Origin of the sequence: Paenibacillus sp. FSL W7-1332 (assembly GCF_037969785.1) — a bacterium.
Lineage (GTDB): Bacteria > Bacillota > Bacilli > Paenibacillales > Paenibacillaceae > Paenibacillus_AQ.
The window spans coordinates 3,328,892-3,348,778 of record NZ_CP150209.1; the positions used below are offsets into that span (position 1 = coordinate 3,328,892).

Here is a 19,887-nt window from a genome sequence, read left to right on the forward strand (position 1 = left end):
GAGAGGTGAACGGATATGAAAACGTTAATAAACGCATTAAACCAACGGTGTCACAGATTGATATGTGTAGGGCTGGTCTTAATCCTATTGGTCGGAACACTGATGATGTCGTCTTCAGAAGCCCAAGGGGCATCAAGTGATGCAGGAGGGAGCGGCATGAACCGAATCGAGAGCACGGTAACGGCAAGCAGCCACCAACCGGGCACAAATTATGTGCCTGGGAATGTATTGGATGGGGTATGGGGCGAGGACGCGGAGAGCCAGCAAAGCCGCTGGTCCGCATCGGGACAAGGTCAATGGCTGCAGTTTGATCTAGGCACGGAACAAACCGTTACTTATGTGAACATTGCGTTTCTGAATGCTAGAGAGCGTCAGTCCAGCTTTGAGATATTAGCTTCGAATACTGAAGATTTCCAATCCAGCACCGTTGTTTTTGAACGACAGTTCAGCCGGCAGCTGAAACCGGAAGATAGCATCATGCAAACCTATGGATTACAGCCTACGGTGAAGGCAAGGTATTTGCGGTTGATCGGATATGGCAATAATGCCAGCGGCAGCTCGGGAAACTGGAACAGTATTATGGAAGTAGAGCTTTACGCAGGGAAAGTGCCGGGTGAATCACCGGAAGAGCCGCAACCTCCGCTTCCACCAAACGCGGGCGAAGTGAAGGAGGAGGATGTAAAGCCTCCGGAGATGAAGCGCGTCTCGGTCAGCACGGCGGAACAATTGCAGCAGGCGCTGGATCAGGCTGTGGCTGGTACGCTGATTGAACTGAAGGATGGGACATACGAGCAGAACGGTCCGTTTGTTGTGAAGGATAAACACGGCTCTGCCGTCTATCCGATTCGGATTACCGGGAAGTCCGGCAAGGCAATTATTAGCGGGAATAGCTATATGCACATCGAAAATTCAAATTATATTGAGGTCAGCGGACTCACGTTCCGGAACGGGATCGGCGATGAGAATGGAAAACAGACCTTGATGGATCGGGGTTTGGCGCATCGGGCGCTCACCGGAGTTCATCCAGGGATTCAGCTGGAAAGCTCCAGCCGAATCTCTATTTTGGGCAACACCTTTGCCTTGGATGAAACGGGTCAGCCCTACCGATTTAAAGCTCAAAACCGATATGTATGGTGCTTGCTCAATGTGGAGAACAGCTGCCGGTACAGTGAAGATCGGTATAATCCGAACGGAGAAGTATATAAGGGGTTAACGCCATTTGAAGATCCGAAACTCATAACGGACAATGGCACGCACAGACATTACATCCGTGTTGAAGGAACGAGCAGCCATAACCGGATCGCTTATAATGATATTGGACCGAAGAAGGGTTTTGGCGCAGTCCTGATTTATGATGGCGAAGGGCATAGCGGACAGCATATTTCGCAATACGACGTCATCGAGTATAACTATTTTCACGATATTGGTCCCCGGGTAACCAACGGGTTGGAAGCCATCAGGCTCGGGCTTTCCAGTACCTCGCTCGCATCCGGTTATATTACGGTTCAGTACAATTTATTTGACGGCTTTAACGGTGAAGATGAAGTGATATCGGTGAAGAGCAGCGACAATATCATTCGGAACAACACGATTCGTCATTCATACGGCGGGATTGTGTCTCGGCATGGAAACCGTAACAGCTTCTACGGTAACCATCTGATCGGGGACGGGGTGACACCCGGCAGCAGCGGATTCCGGATCTACGGCAATGATCACAAAATCTACAACAATTACATGGAAGGCCTTACGGACAAAGTGATTCGTCTTGATGGCGGAACACATGACGGCGGACCTGAAGGCAGTACGAATCCAATCGTTCGTTGGGGTGGAAACCAAGAGCAAACTGCAAGGCTTGGCGATCTGCCGGCTGAACAAAGAACGGAACTTTTGCGGGGACATTGGCGGCAGTATAATGTTCAAGTCTACAATAATACCATCGTGATTGTCGGCAATCAAACAACGACTTTCAATCTGGGCGGCAGAACTTATCAGCCTGTTGGGACAAAGATTTATAACAATCTGATATTTAGCCATGCGGGTACCATGTTTCATGAAACCGATGCGGTGATCCAAGCACCCGAACAGGAACGGGCTGTGTACAAGGGGAATATGCTTTCGGGGAACGCACCGATTTCGAACAATCCCGTCGTGGATAGAGAGATGACCAAACAAGAGCTCCATTTGGTGCGCAGTATGGACGGCCTCATCCGCTTATCCGTCTATAGCCCGGCCGTTGACGCTGCCCTGACTCCATTCGTTGCAGCGGACGACATGGATGGCCAGTTCCGCTATATACCTGACGTGGGTGCAGATGAATATGCTCCAGGCAAGCAGCGGGCCAATCCCCCGCTCACTGCTCATGATGTCGGCCCGGACGCCTGGATGAAATAAAGCAACTCCATGGGGACCCATCATGTCTGCTGTCCCACGACGTTTTTCGTACGCATTCTGCATCATCATTCCGCCTTCATGCCGACTCTTCGGACTTTCGATGTCACACGGAAATCAAAAGTTGTATTTTTATAAATTTCACTCCATTGATCCGCGGTTTTGACATGGCTATTCCAATAGGTTGGTTTTCTGGCTCGTACCAATTCGCCGAATCCGAAAATATCGGATTCTTTTTTTTGCGTTTTTTGGATGAGTCCGAGCATGAGTTCTTTAGCGGATCGTTCGTTCTCCCTCGCAATTTCCTCAAGAATATGCGAGTTATTGAGCGGGAGGGTTTCCGTATTTTTTTCTTCGACATTCACTTCCGTCACTGCCGTGATCGTAAAATGAGGAAGGCCGTTCTTGATGTCCACCTTGATTTCTGATTCCCGGTTCGTTGCATGAATGGTAACAACCTGAGAATCGTCTCCGATATGAATGATTCCTCGGTATCCTGCCGGACTGATTCCCTTGATGACTAAATATCCGGCAATTTCAAACGGTTTCGTCACGCCGACCAATTTGGCCCCTTTGAAAAAAGCCATGCCGCTGATTTCCACGTTCTCCCCCTTCATGATTTGGATATAGGGCAGAAATCCTTCCTGCCCCTTCTTCGAAGAATTGTTCCAAAAGGTTCCGATATAGTCGATCGGGAACTTGCCATGCTTAACGGCATCGTCCAGCGTGGAGGACAAATACAATGCCGGGACGCGCTCCAGCTTCGGAGCAGCCTCCATCAGTTCCTTTGCTTTCCCCTTGGATACCATCAACCAGGCCATACGGCGAACTTCCGCGTTTCGGTGAAGATAGTCGTTTAAATTCTCCATTCCCTTTCTGGCAAACTCTTCAGACACGACGATGACGCGGAGATGTCCAAAAAACAATTTGCCTGATATTTGCTGCTGGAGATTCATCATCGCATCATCGACGGTATGCCCTACAACATCAAGCACCCACACGGTTTCTTGGGCGCCTTCTCCCGAAGCACCGCCTTCGCCGGGTCCGAGCGGTATTCTTCCGGGAAGAGCGATTTGAACGGATAATTGGATCATTTCCTGTTTCGGTGCGGGATATTTCCCTCGAAGATGAGAAATTTCTTCTTCACGAATCTCGGCATCCTTGTCGGCCGTGTCGATCGATATACCCAGAACGACCGCGCGTTCCTCTATCTCCATCCGATCCCAGCAGCCTGTCAGAAGTGAGCAGAGGAGAAGAAGGATCATGAATTTTAGGTTAAGGCGGGCATTTACTCTCTTACTCATTGAGATCCTCCTGAACTCAGACATTTAAACTCACACGAAGACTTTAACAAGGACGATAATTAGAAACCAAACCGTTACGATTCCGATGTTGATCCAGCCCAGCACGCGGGATACCTTTTTTTCCTTGGTCATGTTCGATTGTCTGTACTTATTCGTGTCGATGAACAGATTGAACAAGCCGGAGAAGAGCCAGATCAGTATGGCAACATCCAAATAACCGCTGTAAATTTCCCCGATCATTTGGCTGCACCTCTTTTTTTGCGCAGGATGGCGATGACCAGCAGGATTCCGGGATACGCGATAGTAATCAGCAGTCCATATTTGGATATCATGCTGTTCACTTCATTCAATTGAATCAAGCTTTGGGGCAGCATGGCCAGGACGAATAGAATGGGCAGGATGAAGAAGGATATCATCCCGTGATCCGCTAACCGGAAGAGCTTGCTTATCGAGTAAAGCGTAAAGTAGTAACAAGAGAACAAGGATGTAAATACAGCCGTTACCCATACGGCTAGAAAGACTGCATCCAAGCGTTCTAGCACATTGGCAGGCAATGAAGTTGCTTTGGCAAGCTCCAGTGTCGGCCACAACAGCTTTTTGGTTTCCTCGGCTCCAAACACGCCCACGGTGGCAGCCACGATCAAAATATACAAAGCGCCGGTTACTACCATGGCCCATAGGCTGGACCGCATCGCTCTTTCAGGTTTGCACATGGCCGGAATGACCATCATCATAATAAAGTATCCATGGAACACGGTGGAGAGCGTAATAATGCCTGCCGGTATGCCTCCGGGCTCATTTCCCCATACAGGGAGAACATTGACCAAGTCTGCATTTTTTAATGAAAGGGCGACGATCAAAAGCGCAGGTATCAGAATAAAGGGGCTGTAGAATAAGTGGATATATGCAAATGTCATAATATTTCGGCGTGAAGAAAATGCAGCCAGGAGCAGCATGACCAGCACGGTTACCTCCAGCGGTGTATTCTTCAGGACGGCCGTAACGACAACCTCACCGAATTCTCTTGCAACCAGAGAGCTCAAAACCGCAAAAAACGCAATCGAGATCACGCTTGTGATTCGACCGAACCACTTGCCGATGATGACTTCGCTGTACTCCACATATGAGTCGTTCGGAAACCGCATGCCGAGCCGGGTCATGAAGAAAAGTCCGACAAACGCCAGCAGCATTCCCAAAAAAGTAACGAACGGAGCCCCGGCATCCGCAGCTTTGACCGCAGACAAAGGGAGTGCAAGCACGCCTACTCCCACAATGGTGCTGATCGTAATGGCAGAGGCCTGCAGGACCGTGATTTGGCGCTGTTCATTCATGGTTATCGACCTTTCTCGTCGTTAGGTTGGATGGGATTCATGATATTGGTTGAGGAATGATCCACCTGCTCCTTCATTTGATCACCGAGCCTTGATGTGTTCAGCGGTTGGAGGAAGGAAGGCCTGTTCTTCATCTTCCACAGCGGTCCGCGAGTCAGAAGATCCCGCATGCCTTGAAAGTTGCCTGGCACGAATGGGCTTAGATACGGAACCCCGAACGATTTAAGCGACAATAAATGATTGGCAATCAGAATGATGCCGACCATGACGCCGTACAAGCCGAAGATCCCGGCTAATATGATCAGCGGAAAACGCAGAAGACGGAGCGCAAGCGCCGCGTTGTAGGCCGGCGTTGCGAAAGACCCGATGGTCGTTAATGCGATGATGACGATGGTGATCGGACTGGCGAACCCGGCAGATACCGCGGCCTGTCCGATGACGAGCACGCCGACAATGGATAAAGCGCCGCCCACTTGTTGCGGCAACCGGATCGTAGCTTCCCGTAAAACCTCCATCGAAATTTCTATAACGAGCACTTCGACCATTGCAGGAAACGGGACGCCTGCACGTCCACCCGCGACGGCAACCGCAAATTCCGTGGGAATCAGCTCAGGATTAAAGGAGATAATCGCTACATACAACGAGGGAAAAACCAAGGAAAAAATCAAAGCAACCAGACGGGACAGCCGGATCGCACTCATCAATAAAAATCGCTCGGTATAATCTTCGACCGTTTGATAGAACTGGCTGAATACCGTTGGAGCGATCAAGGCGAGCGGGGAACCGTCGACCAGAATGGCCACTCTGCCTTCCAGCAGATTTGCTACGACTTTGTCGGGCCGCTCCGTATACTGGATTTGCGGAAACGGAGACCAATGATTGTCTTCGATAAACTGTTCCAGATACCCCGAATCCAGCACGGCATCGATTTCAATGGCGTCCAGGCGCTTCTTCACTTCATTAACGATGCCGGGATTAGTGATGCCATCCATGTAACAGACCGCTACCTTGGATTTCGTTTTCGTTCCGATCTCCATAGATTTCACGCGGAAATCCGGCGTTTGCAGCCGGTAACGGAGCAGGGAAATGTTGGTGCCGAGCGTCTCGATGAATCCTTCCCGGGCCCCGCGGATCACCTGTTCTGTAGCGGGCTGTTCTATCGAACGCTGCGTTATTTTTCGTGTATCAATGATAATAGCCTCGTCCAGCCCTTCGATCGCTACAACTGACTGTCCCCTTAGAAGATTGTCGGTGAGTACGCGGATTTTTCGTTCCGAGTATCCTTCGCTGTGATAGAGCGTATCTTTCATCAACGTGTCCATCAACGCATGGCGAGGCAGGTCTGAAACATCGAGATGGAGAGGGCCATATTTAAGAGGTCTCAATAAAGTATTATTAATGACGGCGTGATCCGTCATATCGGAGAAATAAAACAACACGGCCGGATGCTGCCCGAACACATGGAAAGGATGTATCATAAAATCGTCGTTATCGCCCAGAATATTTTTGATTTCGGATGTGGTCTCTTCTAGACTCTCCGATATGTTCCGGCCCTCTGAACTCGCATCATTTGAATTGGAAGAGACTTCGTTATGGGATTCGTTCGAACCCGTCCATGTGGAAAATGGCATTGTTGTTTACACCTCTCTTGTTAAAGGGTGGTTCTTAGCAGTTAGATAGTTTGGTTAAGTATTTCCTCTGATTGTTATTTTTATCAAAGGAAGCCATCTAATGTATTGTATTTAATATAAGTATGCGATATATTGCATATAACAAACTTGATTAGTAAGGATGATTAAAACTATGCCTGTACCTAAGAATTTTGTCTCTCCCGTACGGATGACTGCAAAGGAAAGAGCGTTCTCCCAAATTCAACGGTGGATTATCGATGGCACGTTGCAGCCCGGAGAGAAATTGCTTGACGCTGAATTGGCGGAGTCCCTTGGCGTAAGCCGAACGCCTATCCGGGAAGCTTTTCAATTGCTCGAAGTACAAGGACTCGTGTCCACGCATCCTGGAAAAGAAACAAAAGTTACAGCCATTGAGAGGGAAGATATCTTTAAGATGTATTCGACCATGGCTGCTCTTCAAGCATTAGCTGCCGAAGTGGCCGCTACCATTATTGTTCCGGCGCAGCTCCAGCAATTGCGAGCGATTAATCTGGATTTTGAGAATGTCATGAAAAGCGGGCAAGTCTATCAAGCTATGGAGTTGGATGAGCAGTTTCATAACTTGATTGTGGAACTCTCCGATAATCCATATGTCGCTACATACAGCGCTTCTCTTCAGATGCATATCCGGCGGTTTAAATACGTGTTCCTAAAACAACCGATCGCTGCTACACAAGCCTCGGTCGATGAGCATGCATTAATTATCAGCGCCTTCGAGCAGAAAGACAGCGAGCGGGCACAGGCCATGATGAAACAAAATTTTATACGTCCCATGCAGGAACTTCATGGGTTACTCTAAATAGACAGGAGAGGGAAGGATGACAAACAAAAAAGACTTGCGTATTCGCAGTAAAGTAATCAGTGAGGGGGTCAATCGGGTACCGAACAGAGCGATGCTTAGGGCTGTTGGTTTTACAGATGAGGATTTCAAGAAACCGATGATTGGCGTAGCCAGCACCTGGAGTGAAGTGACTCCGTGCAATATGCATATAGACAAGTTAGCCATAGAGGCCAAGCAAGGGGTACGCAACCATGGCGGCGCTCCGCTTATTTTTAACACGATCACGGTTTCGGATGGCATTTCGATGGGACATGGCGGAATGCTGTTCTCCCTGCCCAGCCGTGAAGCCATCGCGGATTCGATTGAGATCGTGACGGGGGCCGAACGATTCGATGGTCTCGTGGCGATCGGCGGTTGTGACAAGAATACGCCCGCATGCCTGATGGCGATCGGAAGGATGAATATTCCTGCGGTTTACGTTTACGGCGGTACCATCCAACCTGGGAAACTCGAAGGCAAGAACGTGGATATCGTTACGGCTTTTGAAGCAGTGGGGCAATATCATGATGGAAAAATGTCGGACGAGCAGCTCCATAAGGTTGAGTGCAGCGTCTGCCCGGGACCGGGCTCCTGTGGGGGCATGTACACAGCCAACACGATGGCCGCTGCGGCAGAAGCCATGGGGATGAGCCTGCCCGGGTCATCCTCCACACCGGCTATTTCACCTGACAAGGCAGCGGAATGTGCTGCCGCTGGAAGGCAGGTCATATCCCTGCTGGAGCATGAAATCTATCCCAGGGACATCATGACCAAAAAGGCATTTGAGAATGCGATAACGGTTGTCATGGCTTTAGGCGGTTCAACTAACGCGTTCCTGCATCTGCTCGCCATCGCTCATTCGGTTGGCGTAGATTTGACATTAGACGATTTCGAGCGAATCCGTTTGCGCGTTCCCCACCTCGCAGACCTCAAGCCAAGCGGACGACATGCCATGCAGGACTTAAACGAAGTGGGCGGCATACCGGGCGTCATGAAATTGTTGCTCGCGGAGGGGCTTCTGCATGGGGATTGCCTGACGGTTACAGGCAAAACCTTGGCAGAGAATCTGGCGGAGGTTGCACCGTTAATGGACAGCCAGGAAATCATTCACCCTATCGATAAGCCGTTGAAGCCAGATGGGCCATTGGTTGTGCTAAGTGGTAACCTCGCACCTGAAGGTGCGGTTGCCAAAATGTCGGGTATGAAGAAGCTGCGTTTTGTCGGACCGGCCAAGGTGTATGACAGCGAGAAAGATGCAACCGAAGCGATCTTGAAAGATGAAATCCGCAAGGGTGATGTGTTAGTTATTCGTTATTGTGGTCCAAAAGGCGGACCGGGTATGCCGGAGATGCTGTCGGTAACGGCTCTCATTGTAGGCAAAGGTCTCGGTGGGGAGGTAGCGCTGATTACGGACGGCAGGTTCTCGGGAGGATCGCATGGGTTCGTAGTTGGCCACGTATCGCCAGAAGCACAGGTAGGAGGGCCGATCGCCCTGCTGAAGAATGGAGATATGATCACCATCGACAGTGAAACGCAAGAAATGAACTTCGACGTATCGGATGCAGATTTCGCTGTACGGGCACAAGCATGGCAGCAGCCTCCACTCAAGGTTTCCACAGGCGTATTATACAAATATGCACGATTAGTGTCCTCAGCATCTAAAGGTGCGGTCACCGACTCAGCAGAATAAGATCATGTTCCAGCCTGAATGATGGGCTATTGCCAACAAGCTCTTGCCAATTCGCAAGAGCTTGTTGGCATATGAATGGACCAGGGCCATATTCGCAACTTTTGGATTCTCTATATTGAATAAACAGAGGGAAGTGCTTTTGACATAAATAGATCAAAATGCTGGCAAAAAAAGCATGGGGAGACTAAAAATTATGGCTAGGGTATGGTATGATTTTTAAATCATTATTTTTGCAAGCGTTATCATAAGAAGACTACATATCGATTTATAATGTCCTGTTGGTCCTGTTCTTTACATCCAATACCAAGAAGGAGCAGACGATATTGGGAACATTCAAATCCAAAATACTCATTTATAGTTTACTGCTGGGATCCTTCCCGACGATTCTTATCGGATTTTTCTCTTATTTTATAGCCGCCAAAGATGTGGAGGAGAAGGTAAACGAGGGAAATATGCATCTGTTGAACCAGACCCGGATGAGGGTCGAGCAAGTGCTCGATTCCATGCAAAGAACCGCCCTGCAGTTTGAGAACTCTTCGCTGCTGAAGTCTGTGATGGACAGCAAGTTAAGTGGACAGGACTTTATTAAGGTCCGGGAACTGATGAAAGAAATGTTTAACCTGCAGACGCAGACTATATTAAATCAGGTGTATGTCGTTAATCTGAAGCATGAATGGGTCGTGGATTTAAATTCCCTCAAACCTCTGGAGGGATTGAACAAAACCGAGTTCGAGCGGTATCTGGATACCAATGATAGCATATTCTGGGCAGCGGGCTCGGGAGAAATCTCGCAAACCGCGAATCCGGTGGAGACGGATCATTGGAACAGCGCCGAACAAACGGCAACAACCCTTCGGCTGGTGCATAAAATACCGCTGCTGTCGAAGAACGCGTCGCCGACGGGTATTCTGATTCTGCAAATCACCGCCAAAGATATCCGGAGCATGCTGGAGCCCGTCAATTTGCGGGCCGCCCAGTATATCCTAAACGAGCAGGGAGATGCATTCCTGTCGCCAGTTCAGGATCGTGAGGCTTACCGTTCGATCAACGGAGAGATTTCGGCAAGGATTCAGCAGTCCGATCAGCTCCAAGGTGCATTCCATGCCGAGAGCGAAGGTAAAAAGGTGAGCGTGCTGTATGCCAAATCGGAATATAACGGGTGGACCTATGTATCCGTCGTATCCCTGGATAAAGTAACGGACCAGACAGGAAACATTGCGCTGATTACCGCCGCCGCCTGTTTCGGGATTATTGTGACCGTGCTGATTGCTTCCTGGTTTGGCAGCCGGAGGATGTATTCTCCAATCCGCAGACTCCATGAGTTCGCGACGAACGTTCAGCCGCAGCAGGCCGATGCCAACCGCAAAGATGAGTTTGAGTTCATTCGGGAGAGCCTGACCTCCCTTGCCGTTTCCAGAAACGAGCTGGACAAACAGATGAAATCCCAAACGGTCCATTTGCGAGAGTTCTATGTCCTGAAGCTGTTTACTGAGCAAATGTCCGGAGCCGATGACAAGTACGCTTCCGAACGCTACGGGTTTCCAACGGGCTGGGGAAGCCTCGGGGTGCTGCAGCTTGAGCTGGATAACCTTCAGCAGTCGCGGTTCCAGGAACAGGATCGGGAGCTTCTTCTGTTTGCGGTAAGCAATATCGTCTCGGAAACCCTGCCAGAAGAGGCCCGCTTCAGTCCGATCGTGCTGAATCATTCCCAGGTGACGCTGCTGACCTGTAAAGAAGAGGATGCCGAAGCCGGGCAAGCTTTGTTCTATGAGACCGCTCAGCACATCAAAACCAAGGTTCAGGAATACCTCGGGCTCGAATGCAGCATCGGCATCAGCCTTCCATTCAAGCGGTTGTCCAATGCGAAGCGCGCCTATAAAGAAAGCAGCCAGGCACTCAAATTACGATTTATTCTCGGATCGAATATCATCGTACGCTATGCCGATATTGTGGATCAAGGAAGTGCAGAGAAGACAGTATACACGAAATTAAGACTGATTGAAGAACAGATGATGCTTGCCCTTGAAGAACGACAGCTTGAGAAGGTGGAGCAGCAGTTTCAGCGTTATTTGGATGAATTGCTGTGCAAGGACGGGCTTTATCAAGAGCATCATTTATTGCTGCTGCAGCTCGCGTCCAGGACCGTAAGCATAGCCCAGGAGCAGGGACTGTCGATGCAGCAATTATGGAATGGCGAAGAGGAGTTGAAGCTTCTGTTCAGGCTGCAGACACGAAGCGAAATTGCGAGCTGGTTCCACTCCAAATTGTTTAAACCTGTGATCGGGATTCTGGAGGACATGGCAGATAAGCAATTCGTAAGCATTACCCGCCGAATCGTGGAGATCGTGCAAGAGCAGTATGATAAAGACATTTCACTCGAATACTGCGCGGCGGTCATGAATTTTAATCCGGCTTATATCAGCCGGGTATTTAAGAAAGAGATGGGTGTGTCCTTCAGTGAATACTTAAGCGAGTACCGAATGAATATAGCCAAAAATCTGCTGGCCACGACCGAGATGAAGGTCTCGGAAATCGGCCAGAAAGTGAGCTACACAAATATCAGCGCCTTCATTCGTACGTTCCGTCGGACATTTGGGGTAACTCCCGGCCAGTACCGGGAGCAGCATAGTGAAGAAGGCTAGCTTGAGAATGAGCAGCTCGATCCGAAGATGAAGACATACCCGGCTGCATGATGGCTCAATTTTGAGTAAGCCACCATAACAAGAACTTAATGGAGCTGTTCCATCCGTAGAATGTTCTGCGGTGGAGCAGCTTTTTTGCACGAAAAAGAACGCCCGTACGGTGCCATTATAAATATAGATTCGGGACCATTTATTCCATGGCTAATGTAGACGGCAAAGATCCTGTTCTTATCTGCATGTCATATGCGGCATATAGAAGGTGGAATACGGCATATGCAGGGGAATTGGTGAAATCCTGTAACCCTTGCTGGAAAGGCATTTACCGAGGGCTGGTGCGTGAAGTCATGAACGGAGTATAGCCGGACACGAGGATGGTGACGGATAATTAATCCATGAAAACGCATACAACCAACAAAAACGATGTTCAAACAGGCAATGCCCATGCTTCCGAAGCGAGTTTTGTTCGAAGCTGATTAAGGAAGTAACGCTCACAAAACTAAGCGCGTGCTTCCGATGTGAGTTTTGTTCGAAACTGATTCAGGAAGTAACGCTCACAAAACTAAGGGCATGCTTCCGAAGTGAGTTTTGTTCGAATCTCATTCAAGAAGTAACGCTCACAAAACTTTGAGGAGAGGTGCTATGAAAACAAATCAAGCTCCGGCAACAGTCGGCCCGCAAGTAAAGAGGGAACTGCGCCTGGAGAAACGAAAGCTCTTACTAAGGGATCTGGTCAGGGACAGGTGGATGTATCTGATGCTGCTGCCAGGCGTGCTGTATTTTATCGTATTTAAATACGTGCCGATGTACGGGGTGACGATGGCTTTTCAGGATTACAAGCCGCATACCGGGTTCTTCGGCAGCCCGTGGGTCGGGTTCAAGCATTTCGAGCGCTTTTTCAGCGAACCGCAGTTTTGGATGCTTTTTCGAAACACCATCATTTTAGCTTTATATAATCTGATCTTTTTCTTTCCGCTGCCGATTATATTGGCGCTCATGCTGAATGAGCTAAGGCGGGAGCGCTTCAAAAGGTTTGTGCAAACCTTGATCTACATTCCGCATTTTGTATCCTGGGTTGTCGTTGTCGGTATTTTCTATATATTGTTTACGACCGAGAACGGCATTCTGAATGAAATCATTTATCAGATAACGGGAGAGAAAATCGCATTCCTGCTGGAGAAGGACTGGTTCCGGACGATGATTGTGTCCCAGTCGATCTGGAAGGAAGTAGGCTGGGGCACCGTGATCTTTCTTGCCGCCCTTGCTGGCGTAGACCTGCAGCAGTATGAAGCCGCACGGATCGACGGAGCCGGACGCTGGCGTCAGCTGTGGCATATCACGCTGCCAGCCATCCGCAGCACGATCATCATTTTGCTTATTCTTCGTTTAGGCAACTTCCTGGACTCGGGCTTCGAGCAAATCTTCCTGATGATCACGCCGACAAACCGGGAAGTGAGTGAAGTATTCGATACGTATGTATACACCAAAGGGATGACGCAGGCACAGTACAGTTACAGCGCAGCCGTCGGTTTGTTTAAATCCTTTGTCGGATTGATTCTGGTTCTCGGTTCAAACTGGATGGCCAAGCGATTCGGGGAAGAAGGGGTGTACTAGGAGGATGCCGCGGATGCATTTTTTGAAATGACAGGAGGGAATAAACGTGCGTCAAGATCAAACCTGGGGCAATCGCCTGTTTGATATCATTAACCATTCGATTTTATTCATCGTTGCGATCGTGTGTGTTCTTCCATTCGTGTATGTGCTGGCGGTTTCGTTTGCCAGTCCGGCTGAAGTCGCCAAGGGTGGGTTGATTCTATGGCCCAAAGAATGGTCGCTCGTATCGTACCAATATATTTTCTCGTCCGACACACTGCCGCGAAGCTTGCTCGTTTCGATCTATATTACGGTAGTAGGAACACTGATCAACCTGGCGTTTACATCGCTGATGGCTTATCCGTTGTCCAAGCCTCATCTCCGGGGCAGAAATCCCATCCTGCTCGGCGTATTGATCACGATGCTGTTTAGCGGGGGGATGATCCCAACATACTTCGTCGTGAACGGGTTGAATTTGACCAATACGCTGTGGTCCTTGATGATACCAAGTGCCATCAGTGCGTTTAACCTGATCGTGCTGAAGAACTTCTTCCAGCAAATTCCCGACGGGCTGGAGGATTCGGCTAAAATCGATGGCTGCAATGACTTGGGAGTTCTGATTCGAATTGTGCTTCCATTGTCGCTGCCAGCGATGGCCACGTTCGGTTTGTTTTACGCGGTTGCTCATTGGAACACGTTTTTTAATGCCATTCTATACATCAATGATAACGAGAAATGGCCGATTCAGGTTCTGCTTAGGGAAATCGTGATTTTGGCACAGAGCCGGGTAGGGGATTCCAGCTTCGACGAAATGGACGTGCAGCCGTTAACGATTCGTATGGCGGTCATCGTTTTTGCCACCGTGCCCATTCTGCTCGTGTATCCTTTTCTGCAGAAGCATTTTGCGAAAGGCGTCATGCTGGGCTCAGTGAAAGGATAACCGGTTGGATGCGCCTTCTTCCCAATAAGAGGGTTTCAATAGAAATGAATATGATGGAGGGCTAAAGATGAAGAAAAGATGGATGACAACCGTTATGGCAATGCTGGCGGGGATGATGGTTGTAACGGCTTGCGGAGACAAAAGCGGCGGGAGCGGGGTCAATGGCGACGGACCTTATCCGCTTACGCTGGTGGTTAATCAGGTTGGGGAAATACCCGACCCGAAAAATCAGATGGAGGAAAAAATACGCGAATACACAAATACGGATCTGCGGATTCAGTGGATTCCCTACTCCGCATACGACGAGAAGGTTAACGTCATGGTCGCTTCCAATGAGCTTCCGAAGCTCATCAAGCTGAACTATACGCCAACGACGATCAGCTCGCTCGAAGCGGATCTGTTCTGGGACATCACCGAGCAATTGAAAAATTACCCGAATTTGGCCGCGCAGCCGCAGGCCTATTACGACAACATCAGCGTGAACGGCAAAGTGTACGGCATCCCCCTGTTCCGGGACATGGGCCGGGCGATCGTCAGCTACCGCAAGGACTGGCTCGATGCAGCCGGCTTGAAGGAGCCTGTCACCCTGGATGATTGGTATGAAATTATCCGGTACAGCACGGAGGAGGATCCGGATGGCAACGGAAAAAGGGACACCTACGGAATGATGCTCGACAAAGGCTATAACCAGGGTACGGCATCGACCTTGACCCGGCTTGCCGTTTCCCAAGGCGCACCTAATAAATGGGGCATCGACGAGCAAGGCAATTTCTATCCGGAGTTTGTATCCGAGCAGTTCTTCGATGTCATGAAGCTGTTTAGAAGATTATATGAAGAGAAGCTGATTAATCAGGATTTCGCCGTGGTTGATTCCTCCGAGCTCAATAAGGTGTATGAATCGGGCCGCGCGAATATCCGGATCTCCGGCGGTAACGGTCAATCGCTGCAAACCAAGCTGGAGAAGGTTGTTCCGGAAGCGGTTGTCGACGTATCTCCGCTGCAAGGTCCAGAAGGCATTCGTGTTCCGGGGGAAAGCGGAAATACCGGCTTCCTGGCAATCCCGAGATCGACGGTCAAGTCTGAAGAAGAACTGGCTAAAGTGCTGACCTTCGTTGACAAGCTGCTGGATCCCGAGATGGTCAATGTTATTAATAAAGGCATCGAAGGCGTGCATTACAAAGTCGAAGGAGATTATACCGTAACGATCGATGCGGATAAGGACGCTCAAGAAGTCAAGCCTTATCGCGATACGTTTCCGCAACGGGGCGATTTGTACAATATGGAGAAGAAACCGAAAGGAACGGAGCTGTTCAACAAGAACAAACAAATCGTGTATGAGAACGAGAATTACATTGTACCGAATCCGGCGCTTACCCTGAAATCGACGACTTACAATGAACGCGGCGGAGAGCTGGAGCAGATCATCACCGATGCGCAAACCAAGTTCATTATGGGGCAGATTGACGAGGCCGGCTGGAAGGCGGAAGTGGAGAAATGGAGAAAGAGCGGCGGAGATCAAATGGCTGCAGAATATAAAGAATCTAACACGAATCAAAAATAGCGGTCATTGAGGAGCATGTAAACGAGAGACAAAGCTGGCAAGTAAAAGGAAGTGCCTTTGGTGTACTTGGCTGCTTTGTCTCTCACTACTAATATATCTGAATTAATGATCGAAAGAACATTTCACACGGCTGCCTTATAGGCAAATCACTCATTCAACTTATATAATGAGGCAAATTAGGAGCACTCGGTTCATGGGCTGTCCATTTTCGTTCCAATTAGCACGAGATCAAGATGATTCGTTCTAAGCGCGCCAGCCGGCTTGATTTGCAGCACAAGACCATCGCGGTCAAAACGGCAGGTAAGGATAAACATCTGCTGTTGTTCCAGCAGTTGAATGTGGATCAAGCAGGTCGACGGGTCTGCCCATACGGCACCACAGGCGGAGGGAAGGCCGAAAAAAGGGTCGGGACCGATATGCCAATCATTCATGGAGCAAACAACCTTGGGACGACCGGTTTCATGAATGAAGGTGAGTTCACAGGATTGCTCACTGAACGTAAAATGACATCCTGCCCATCCCGGCTCGTTAGCAGTTAGGCGATATTGCTGCCCCGAGACCTGCACGGCTGTACTGGAGATGGAGCTTCCCTCCGGCAGATGGAGCTTCAAGGCGCTTAGACGCTGCTGCATCCGCTGACAACCGGCATCATCTAGGGGGCAGGACTGCTGCATGGAAGAAACCAGATGGGTCCAAACGCAGTCGAGGATTCCTTGGTGTTCATCCCGGTTCAGCATGGTGTTGGCCGTCGAGACAAAAACGGCGTCATGGTCCGGGATGATAAGGACGAATTGCCCGCCTGCGCCGAAAGCGCAGTAGGCTTGACGCCTGGCTCGCCAGAACTGGTATCCGTACCCGCTTCGTCCTTCCAGCAGAATTCCGGCGCTGGAGTTATCAACGACCTTGGACGTGCTTAACTCTACCCAGCCCTCCGGCAGGATCCGGATTCCGTTCCACAGCCCGTCCTGCAGATAGAGCTGACCGAATTTGGCCAGATCCTCCGTGGTGCAATAGGCTCCGCTGCCGCCCTGGTTAATTCCGAGCGGGCAGGTCTCCCACTCGATATCCTGCATCCCGAGGGGCTGAAACAAGCGGTCATCGAGATAGTCATGCACGGTTGTCCCCGTAACCCGTTGGAGTATGGCGCAGAGCGTATGCGTACCTGTCGTATCGTAGGCAAAGACGGTCCCCGGGGGATGACTCGGTGGCGTATGAAGATACTCGAACACGATATCCCGGGCCTCTTTATTGGTTGATTTTCGGTGGACGGTTTGCATACTCAGCAGATGCCGGATGGTCATATCGGCTGTGTACGGGTGTACGGTCTCCGGCTGCTTATCCGGAAAAAAATGAATGACCTTGTCCTCCAGGGAGATCCGTCCTTCACCGATGGCAATGCCGACGGCTGCCGATGTCAAGCTCTTGCTGACGGAGAAGATCGGATGCCTTAAATCCTTGTGAAAAGGGGAGTAATAACCTTCGGCAGCTACTTTGCCATGCCGAAGCAGCATAAAGCTGTGCAGGTTCATATTCCTTTCCGTCATATCCTCCATAAAGCGGAGAATGGCGGAAGGAGGAATACCGACGTCCTCCGGACGGACTCGAGCCAGTGCAGTCATCATCATCAACCTCTCGTCTGATTGGATGTACCAGGAGTGTAGGGCGGATACCAACGGTCTTGGCCACTGAGCACATGTTCGATGGTAAACCGTTTAGCCTCGGTCTCAGTGAGCTGCCTGGACCACGCAACCCGCAAGGAGGGGGATGCTCCGGGGCCGCGGCTGCCGAATTCGGCATAACGCGATGTTTCTTCACGGTCCGGTTGGTTCCAGTTATGCCAGCCCTGTGGATGAACGGAGCCGTCCATCTCGGATCGGATGAACACCACATTGGCATAAGCACGCCAAGGCCGGCCAAGGTATACGTTCTCAACACCGGGTGCTCCCGAGATTTTGCAATCGATAAAGACATAGCCAAACTCCGCTTCCTCCGGCGTATTGGCTGCGGTCAGGTAACCACCGGACCGCTTGCAGTGGATGGTGCACCGGTCGAATACGGCCGTTGCAGGCCCAAATATAAAATCGACATCGCCCTCGATATAACATTCGGCAAAGAAATGACGTCCGCCGGACACATAGAGCGTATCTTGATCACCTTCAAGTTTTACATACCGAAAGGACACCCGGTCGGCATCGATAAAGGCAGCGACTGCCTGACCCGTCCCAGGACCGGAATCATTGCGGATGGTCAATTGTTCGGCGCTGAAATCATTTGCGCAGATATAGAAGCTTCCGCTGCGAAAGGTCCCGAGGGGTTGTCCATCTTCATCTAAGGTGTGGGCGTTATCCGAATATGTAAGAATCGTTTCTTCAGGTCCTTCACCGATCATACGGATGGCTGGTTTCGATGAAGGAATGTTGATTTTCTCACGGTAAACACCTTTTTTAATTTCGATGATGACAAGACAATCGGACTGTTCGGGAATCGAGTCGATTGCAGATTGCACCGTCACGAAGTCGCCTTGCCCGCTGGGATCTACTGTGATTTTCATCGATGAACACGCTCCTCTATGGATTTTATATCTATGTTATCGAATTGGAGATTCCAATAAAAACATCTCCGATGTTTAAATCGAGTCATTCTTTGCCTTTTTTGCCGGATTTGAAAAAAAACAGCTTCTTAGACTTGTTTTCTAGAGGGAAAGTAAACAGAGAAACAGAGCATAAAATGCAAAAAACGCGATTGATTCAGCATCAAATCCGGAATTTTTATCGTTTATGTTTCTTTATAATGAGGCTTGAGATTAAATCTTCCAAGGATATTGAGGTGAGGCGGTATTGAAGCAAGAGAACAATTGGTCCGTCCGGACGGCGGAAACCATTCTCCGTCAAGCGGACAGCGAGGGACTTCACCCGGAAATTGCCCGCCGGTGGGCGTATGTTCCCGGGATGATGCTCATGGCGGTCGCCCGCACAGGGGACTTTTATAACAAGGACGATTATTTTGATTTCATGAAGCGGCATATGGATCTGTTTGTTCAGGCTGATGGGGACATTCGGGGGTACAGAATCGAAGAATATAATCTGGACCAGATCAACCAGGGGAAAAATTTATTTGCGCTAAGTGCCAGATTTCATGACTCCCGTTATGAAAAGGCTTCCCATACGCTAGCCGCCCAGCTGATCAGCCAGCCCAGAACGACGGACGGCGGTTTTTGGCACAAAAAAGTATACCCGTTTCAGATGTGGCTGGATGGGCTCTATATGTCATCGCCGTTTCTGGCCCAGTATGCCAAAACTTATAACCGGTCTGAACTGTTCGACGAGGTAGCTCACCAGCTTCTGCTGGTGGAGCGTAGAACCCGGGATTCCAAGACGGGCCTGCTCTATCACGGATGGGATGAAGCGAAGGAACAAGTATGGGCCGATCCGGAAAGCGGGCGGTCCCCGCATTTTTGGAGCCGGGCCTTGGGCTGGTATGCGATGGCGCTAGTGGACAGTCTTGAATTTTTTCCGGTAGATCATCCGAAGCGAGGTACAATGATTGGCATATTCGAACGCCTAAGCCGAGCGCTGGCACGTTATCAGGAGAAAGAGAGCGGGCTGTGGTTCCAGGTGCTCGATCAGGGCTTCCGGGAAGGCAATTATCTTGAAACCTCCGGCTCCTCCATGTTTATTTACGCTTTGGCCAAGGGCGTTCGGCTCCAGTATCTGGAACAGCCTTCAAGACCTGTTGCGGAGCGGGCTTACGAAGGTTTGATCCAGCGGTTTGTTGAGGCTGGCAAAACCGGCGTGCATCTTCATTCCATATGTCATGGAGCGGGGCTCAGCGATGACCGCAACGGCTCGTATGAATATTACATCAGTGAACAAGTGGTGTCCGACGCCCAGATTGGCGTAGCGCCTTTCATCCTTGCCAGTCTGGAAATGGAGCGGTTAGCAGATTCGTGAT

At 49.9% G+C, this 19,887-nt stretch carries 14 protein-coding genes; 8 read left to right on the forward strand and 6 right to left on the reverse strand.

Annotated features, from left to right (window positions below; all coding sequences use genetic code 11):
• Window positions 1-156: 156 nt before the first annotated feature.
• Window positions 157-2,391 carry a chondroitinase-B domain-containing protein gene (locus MKX98_RS14855; RefSeq protein ID WP_339223801.1) on the forward strand — a complete coding sequence of 745 codons (2,235 nt, stop codon included), beginning with the start codon at window positions 157-159 and terminating at the stop codon, window positions 2,389-2,391.
• A gap of 65 nt (window positions 2,392-2,456) precedes the next feature.
• On the opposite strand, the gene MKX98_RS14860 is transcribed toward MKX98_RS14855, so the two are convergent.
• From MKX98_RS14860 to MKX98_RS14875, 4 genes are read right to left on the reverse strand one after another with little or no spacing between them, the layout of a single operon-like run.
• On the reverse strand, window positions 2,457-3,692 hold the full coding sequence (locus MKX98_RS14860) for a Ger(x)C family spore germination protein (RefSeq protein WP_220685440.1): 1,236 nt from the start codon (window positions 3,690-3,692) through the stop codon (window positions 2,457-2,459).
• A gap of 30 nt (window positions 3,693-3,722) precedes the next feature.
• Window positions 3,723-3,932: a CLC_0170 family protein gene (locus MKX98_RS14865; RefSeq protein ID WP_194542439.1), complete on the reverse strand. Its 210-nt coding sequence runs from the start codon at window positions 3,930-3,932 to the stop codon at window positions 3,723-3,725.
• Window positions 3,929-5,023 (reverse strand): endospore germination permease, encoded by a 1,095-nt coding sequence (locus MKX98_RS14870; RefSeq protein ID WP_194542440.1) that lies wholly within the window; start codon window positions 5,021-5,023, stop codon window positions 3,929-3,931. The genes MKX98_RS14865 and MKX98_RS14870 overlap by 4 nt, the downstream gene beginning before the upstream one ends.
• Window positions 5,024-5,025: 2 nt before the next feature.
• Window positions 5,026-6,654: a spore germination protein gene (locus tag MKX98_RS14875; RefSeq protein ID WP_339223803.1), complete on the reverse strand. Its 1,629-nt coding sequence runs from the start codon at window positions 6,652-6,654 to the stop codon at window positions 5,026-5,028.
• 172 nt (window positions 6,655-6,826) lie between these two features.
• On the opposite strand from MKX98_RS14875, the gene MKX98_RS14880 reads away from it, so the two are divergent.
• The 6 genes from MKX98_RS14880 (at window position 6,827) to MKX98_RS14905 (ending at window position 15,936) form a co-directional block, all read left to right on the forward strand.
• Window positions 6,827-7,492: a GntR family transcriptional regulator gene (locus MKX98_RS14880; RefSeq protein ID WP_339223806.1), complete on the forward strand. Its 666-nt coding sequence runs from the start codon at window positions 6,827-6,829 to the stop codon at window positions 7,490-7,492.
• A gap of 19 nt (window positions 7,493-7,511) precedes the next feature.
• Complete coding sequence (gene ilvD / locus MKX98_RS14885; RefSeq protein ID WP_339223808.1) at window positions 7,512-9,203, forward strand: dihydroxy-acid dehydratase; 1,692 nt, start codon at window positions 7,512-7,514, stop codon at window positions 9,201-9,203.
• A gap of 323 nt (window positions 9,204-9,526) precedes the next feature.
• Entirely contained in the window at window positions 9,527-11,845 is a 2,319-nt protein-coding gene (locus MKX98_RS14890) for an AraC family transcriptional regulator (protein WP_339223810.1), read from the forward strand.
• A 639-nt stretch (window positions 11,846-12,484) separates the two neighbouring features.
• Complete coding sequence (locus tag MKX98_RS14895) at window positions 12,485-13,456, forward strand: sugar ABC transporter permease (protein WP_194542445.1); 972 nt, start codon at window positions 12,485-12,487, stop codon at window positions 13,454-13,456.
• 46 nt (window positions 13,457-13,502) lie between these two features.
• On the forward strand, window positions 13,503-14,375 hold the full coding sequence (locus MKX98_RS14900; protein WP_194542446.1) for a carbohydrate ABC transporter permease: 873 nt from the start codon (window positions 13,503-13,505) through the stop codon (window positions 14,373-14,375).
• Between the two features lie 67 nt (window positions 14,376-14,442).
• Complete coding sequence (locus tag MKX98_RS14905; protein ID WP_220685436.1) at window positions 14,443-15,936, forward strand: extracellular solute-binding protein; 1,494 nt, start codon at window positions 14,443-14,445, stop codon at window positions 15,934-15,936.
• A 191-nt stretch (window positions 15,937-16,127) separates the two neighbouring features.
• Here MKX98_RS14905 and MKX98_RS14910 read toward each other — a convergent pair whose 3' ends face one another.
• Window positions 16,128-17,561, reverse strand: a complete 1,434-nt coding sequence (locus tag MKX98_RS14910; protein ID WP_339223812.1) for a serine hydrolase — start codon at window positions 17,559-17,561, stop codon at window positions 16,128-16,130.
• Window positions 17,561-18,487 carry a pectinesterase family protein gene (locus tag MKX98_RS14915; RefSeq protein WP_113061725.1) on the reverse strand — a complete coding sequence of 309 codons (927 nt, stop codon included), beginning with the start codon at window positions 18,485-18,487 and terminating at the stop codon, window positions 17,561-17,563. The genes MKX98_RS14910 and MKX98_RS14915 overlap by 1 nt, the downstream gene beginning before the upstream one ends.
• A gap of 286 nt (window positions 18,488-18,773) precedes the next feature.
• On the opposite strand from MKX98_RS14915, the gene MKX98_RS14920 reads away from it, so the two are divergent.
• Window positions 18,774-19,886 carry a glycoside hydrolase family 88 protein gene (locus MKX98_RS14920; RefSeq protein WP_339223815.1) on the forward strand — a complete coding sequence of 371 codons (1,113 nt, stop codon included), beginning with the start codon at window positions 18,774-18,776 and terminating at the stop codon, window positions 19,884-19,886.
• The last annotated feature ends 1 nt before the right edge of the window (window position 19,887 follow it).

Excerpts from the sequence above, each read along its gene's own strand:
- MKX98_RS14855 (WP_339223801.1), top strand. The coding sequence starts at position 157 with ATGAACCGAATCGAGAGCACGGTAACGGCAAGCAGCCACCAACCGGGC.
- MKX98_RS14860 (WP_220685440.1), bottom strand. The coding sequence starts at position 3,692 with ATGAGTAAGAGAGTAAATGCCCGCCTTAACCTAAAATTCATGATCCTT.
- MKX98_RS14865 (WP_194542439.1), bottom strand. The coding sequence starts at position 3,932 with ATGATCGGGGAAATTTACAGCGGTTATTTGGATGTTGCCATACTGATC.
- MKX98_RS14870 (WP_194542440.1), bottom strand. The coding sequence starts at position 5,023 with ATGAATGAACAGCGCCAAATCACGGTCCTGCAGGCCTCTGCCATTACG.
- MKX98_RS14875 (WP_339223803.1), bottom strand. The coding sequence starts at position 6,654 with ATGCCATTTTCCACATGGACGGGTTCGAACGAATCCCATAACGAAGTC.
- MKX98_RS14880 (WP_339223806.1), top strand. The coding sequence starts at position 6,827 with ATGCCTGTACCTAAGAATTTTGTCTCTCCCGTACGGATGACTGCAAAG.
- ilvD (WP_339223808.1), top strand. The coding sequence starts at position 7,512 with ATGACAAACAAAAAAGACTTGCGTATTCGCAGTAAAGTAATCAGTGAG.
- MKX98_RS14895 (WP_194542445.1), top strand. The coding sequence starts at position 12,485 with ATGAAAACAAATCAAGCTCCGGCAACAGTCGGCCCGCAAGTAAAGAGG.
- MKX98_RS14905 (WP_220685436.1), top strand. The coding sequence starts at position 14,443 with ATGAAGAAAAGATGGATGACAACCGTTATGGCAATGCTGGCGGGGATG.
- MKX98_RS14910 (WP_339223812.1), bottom strand. The coding sequence starts at position 17,561 with ATGATGATGACTGCACTGGCTCGAGTCCGTCCGGAGGACGTCGGTATT.
- MKX98_RS14915 (WP_113061725.1), bottom strand. The coding sequence starts at position 18,487 with ATGAAAATCACAGTAGATCCCAGCGGGCAAGGCGACTTCGTGACGGTG.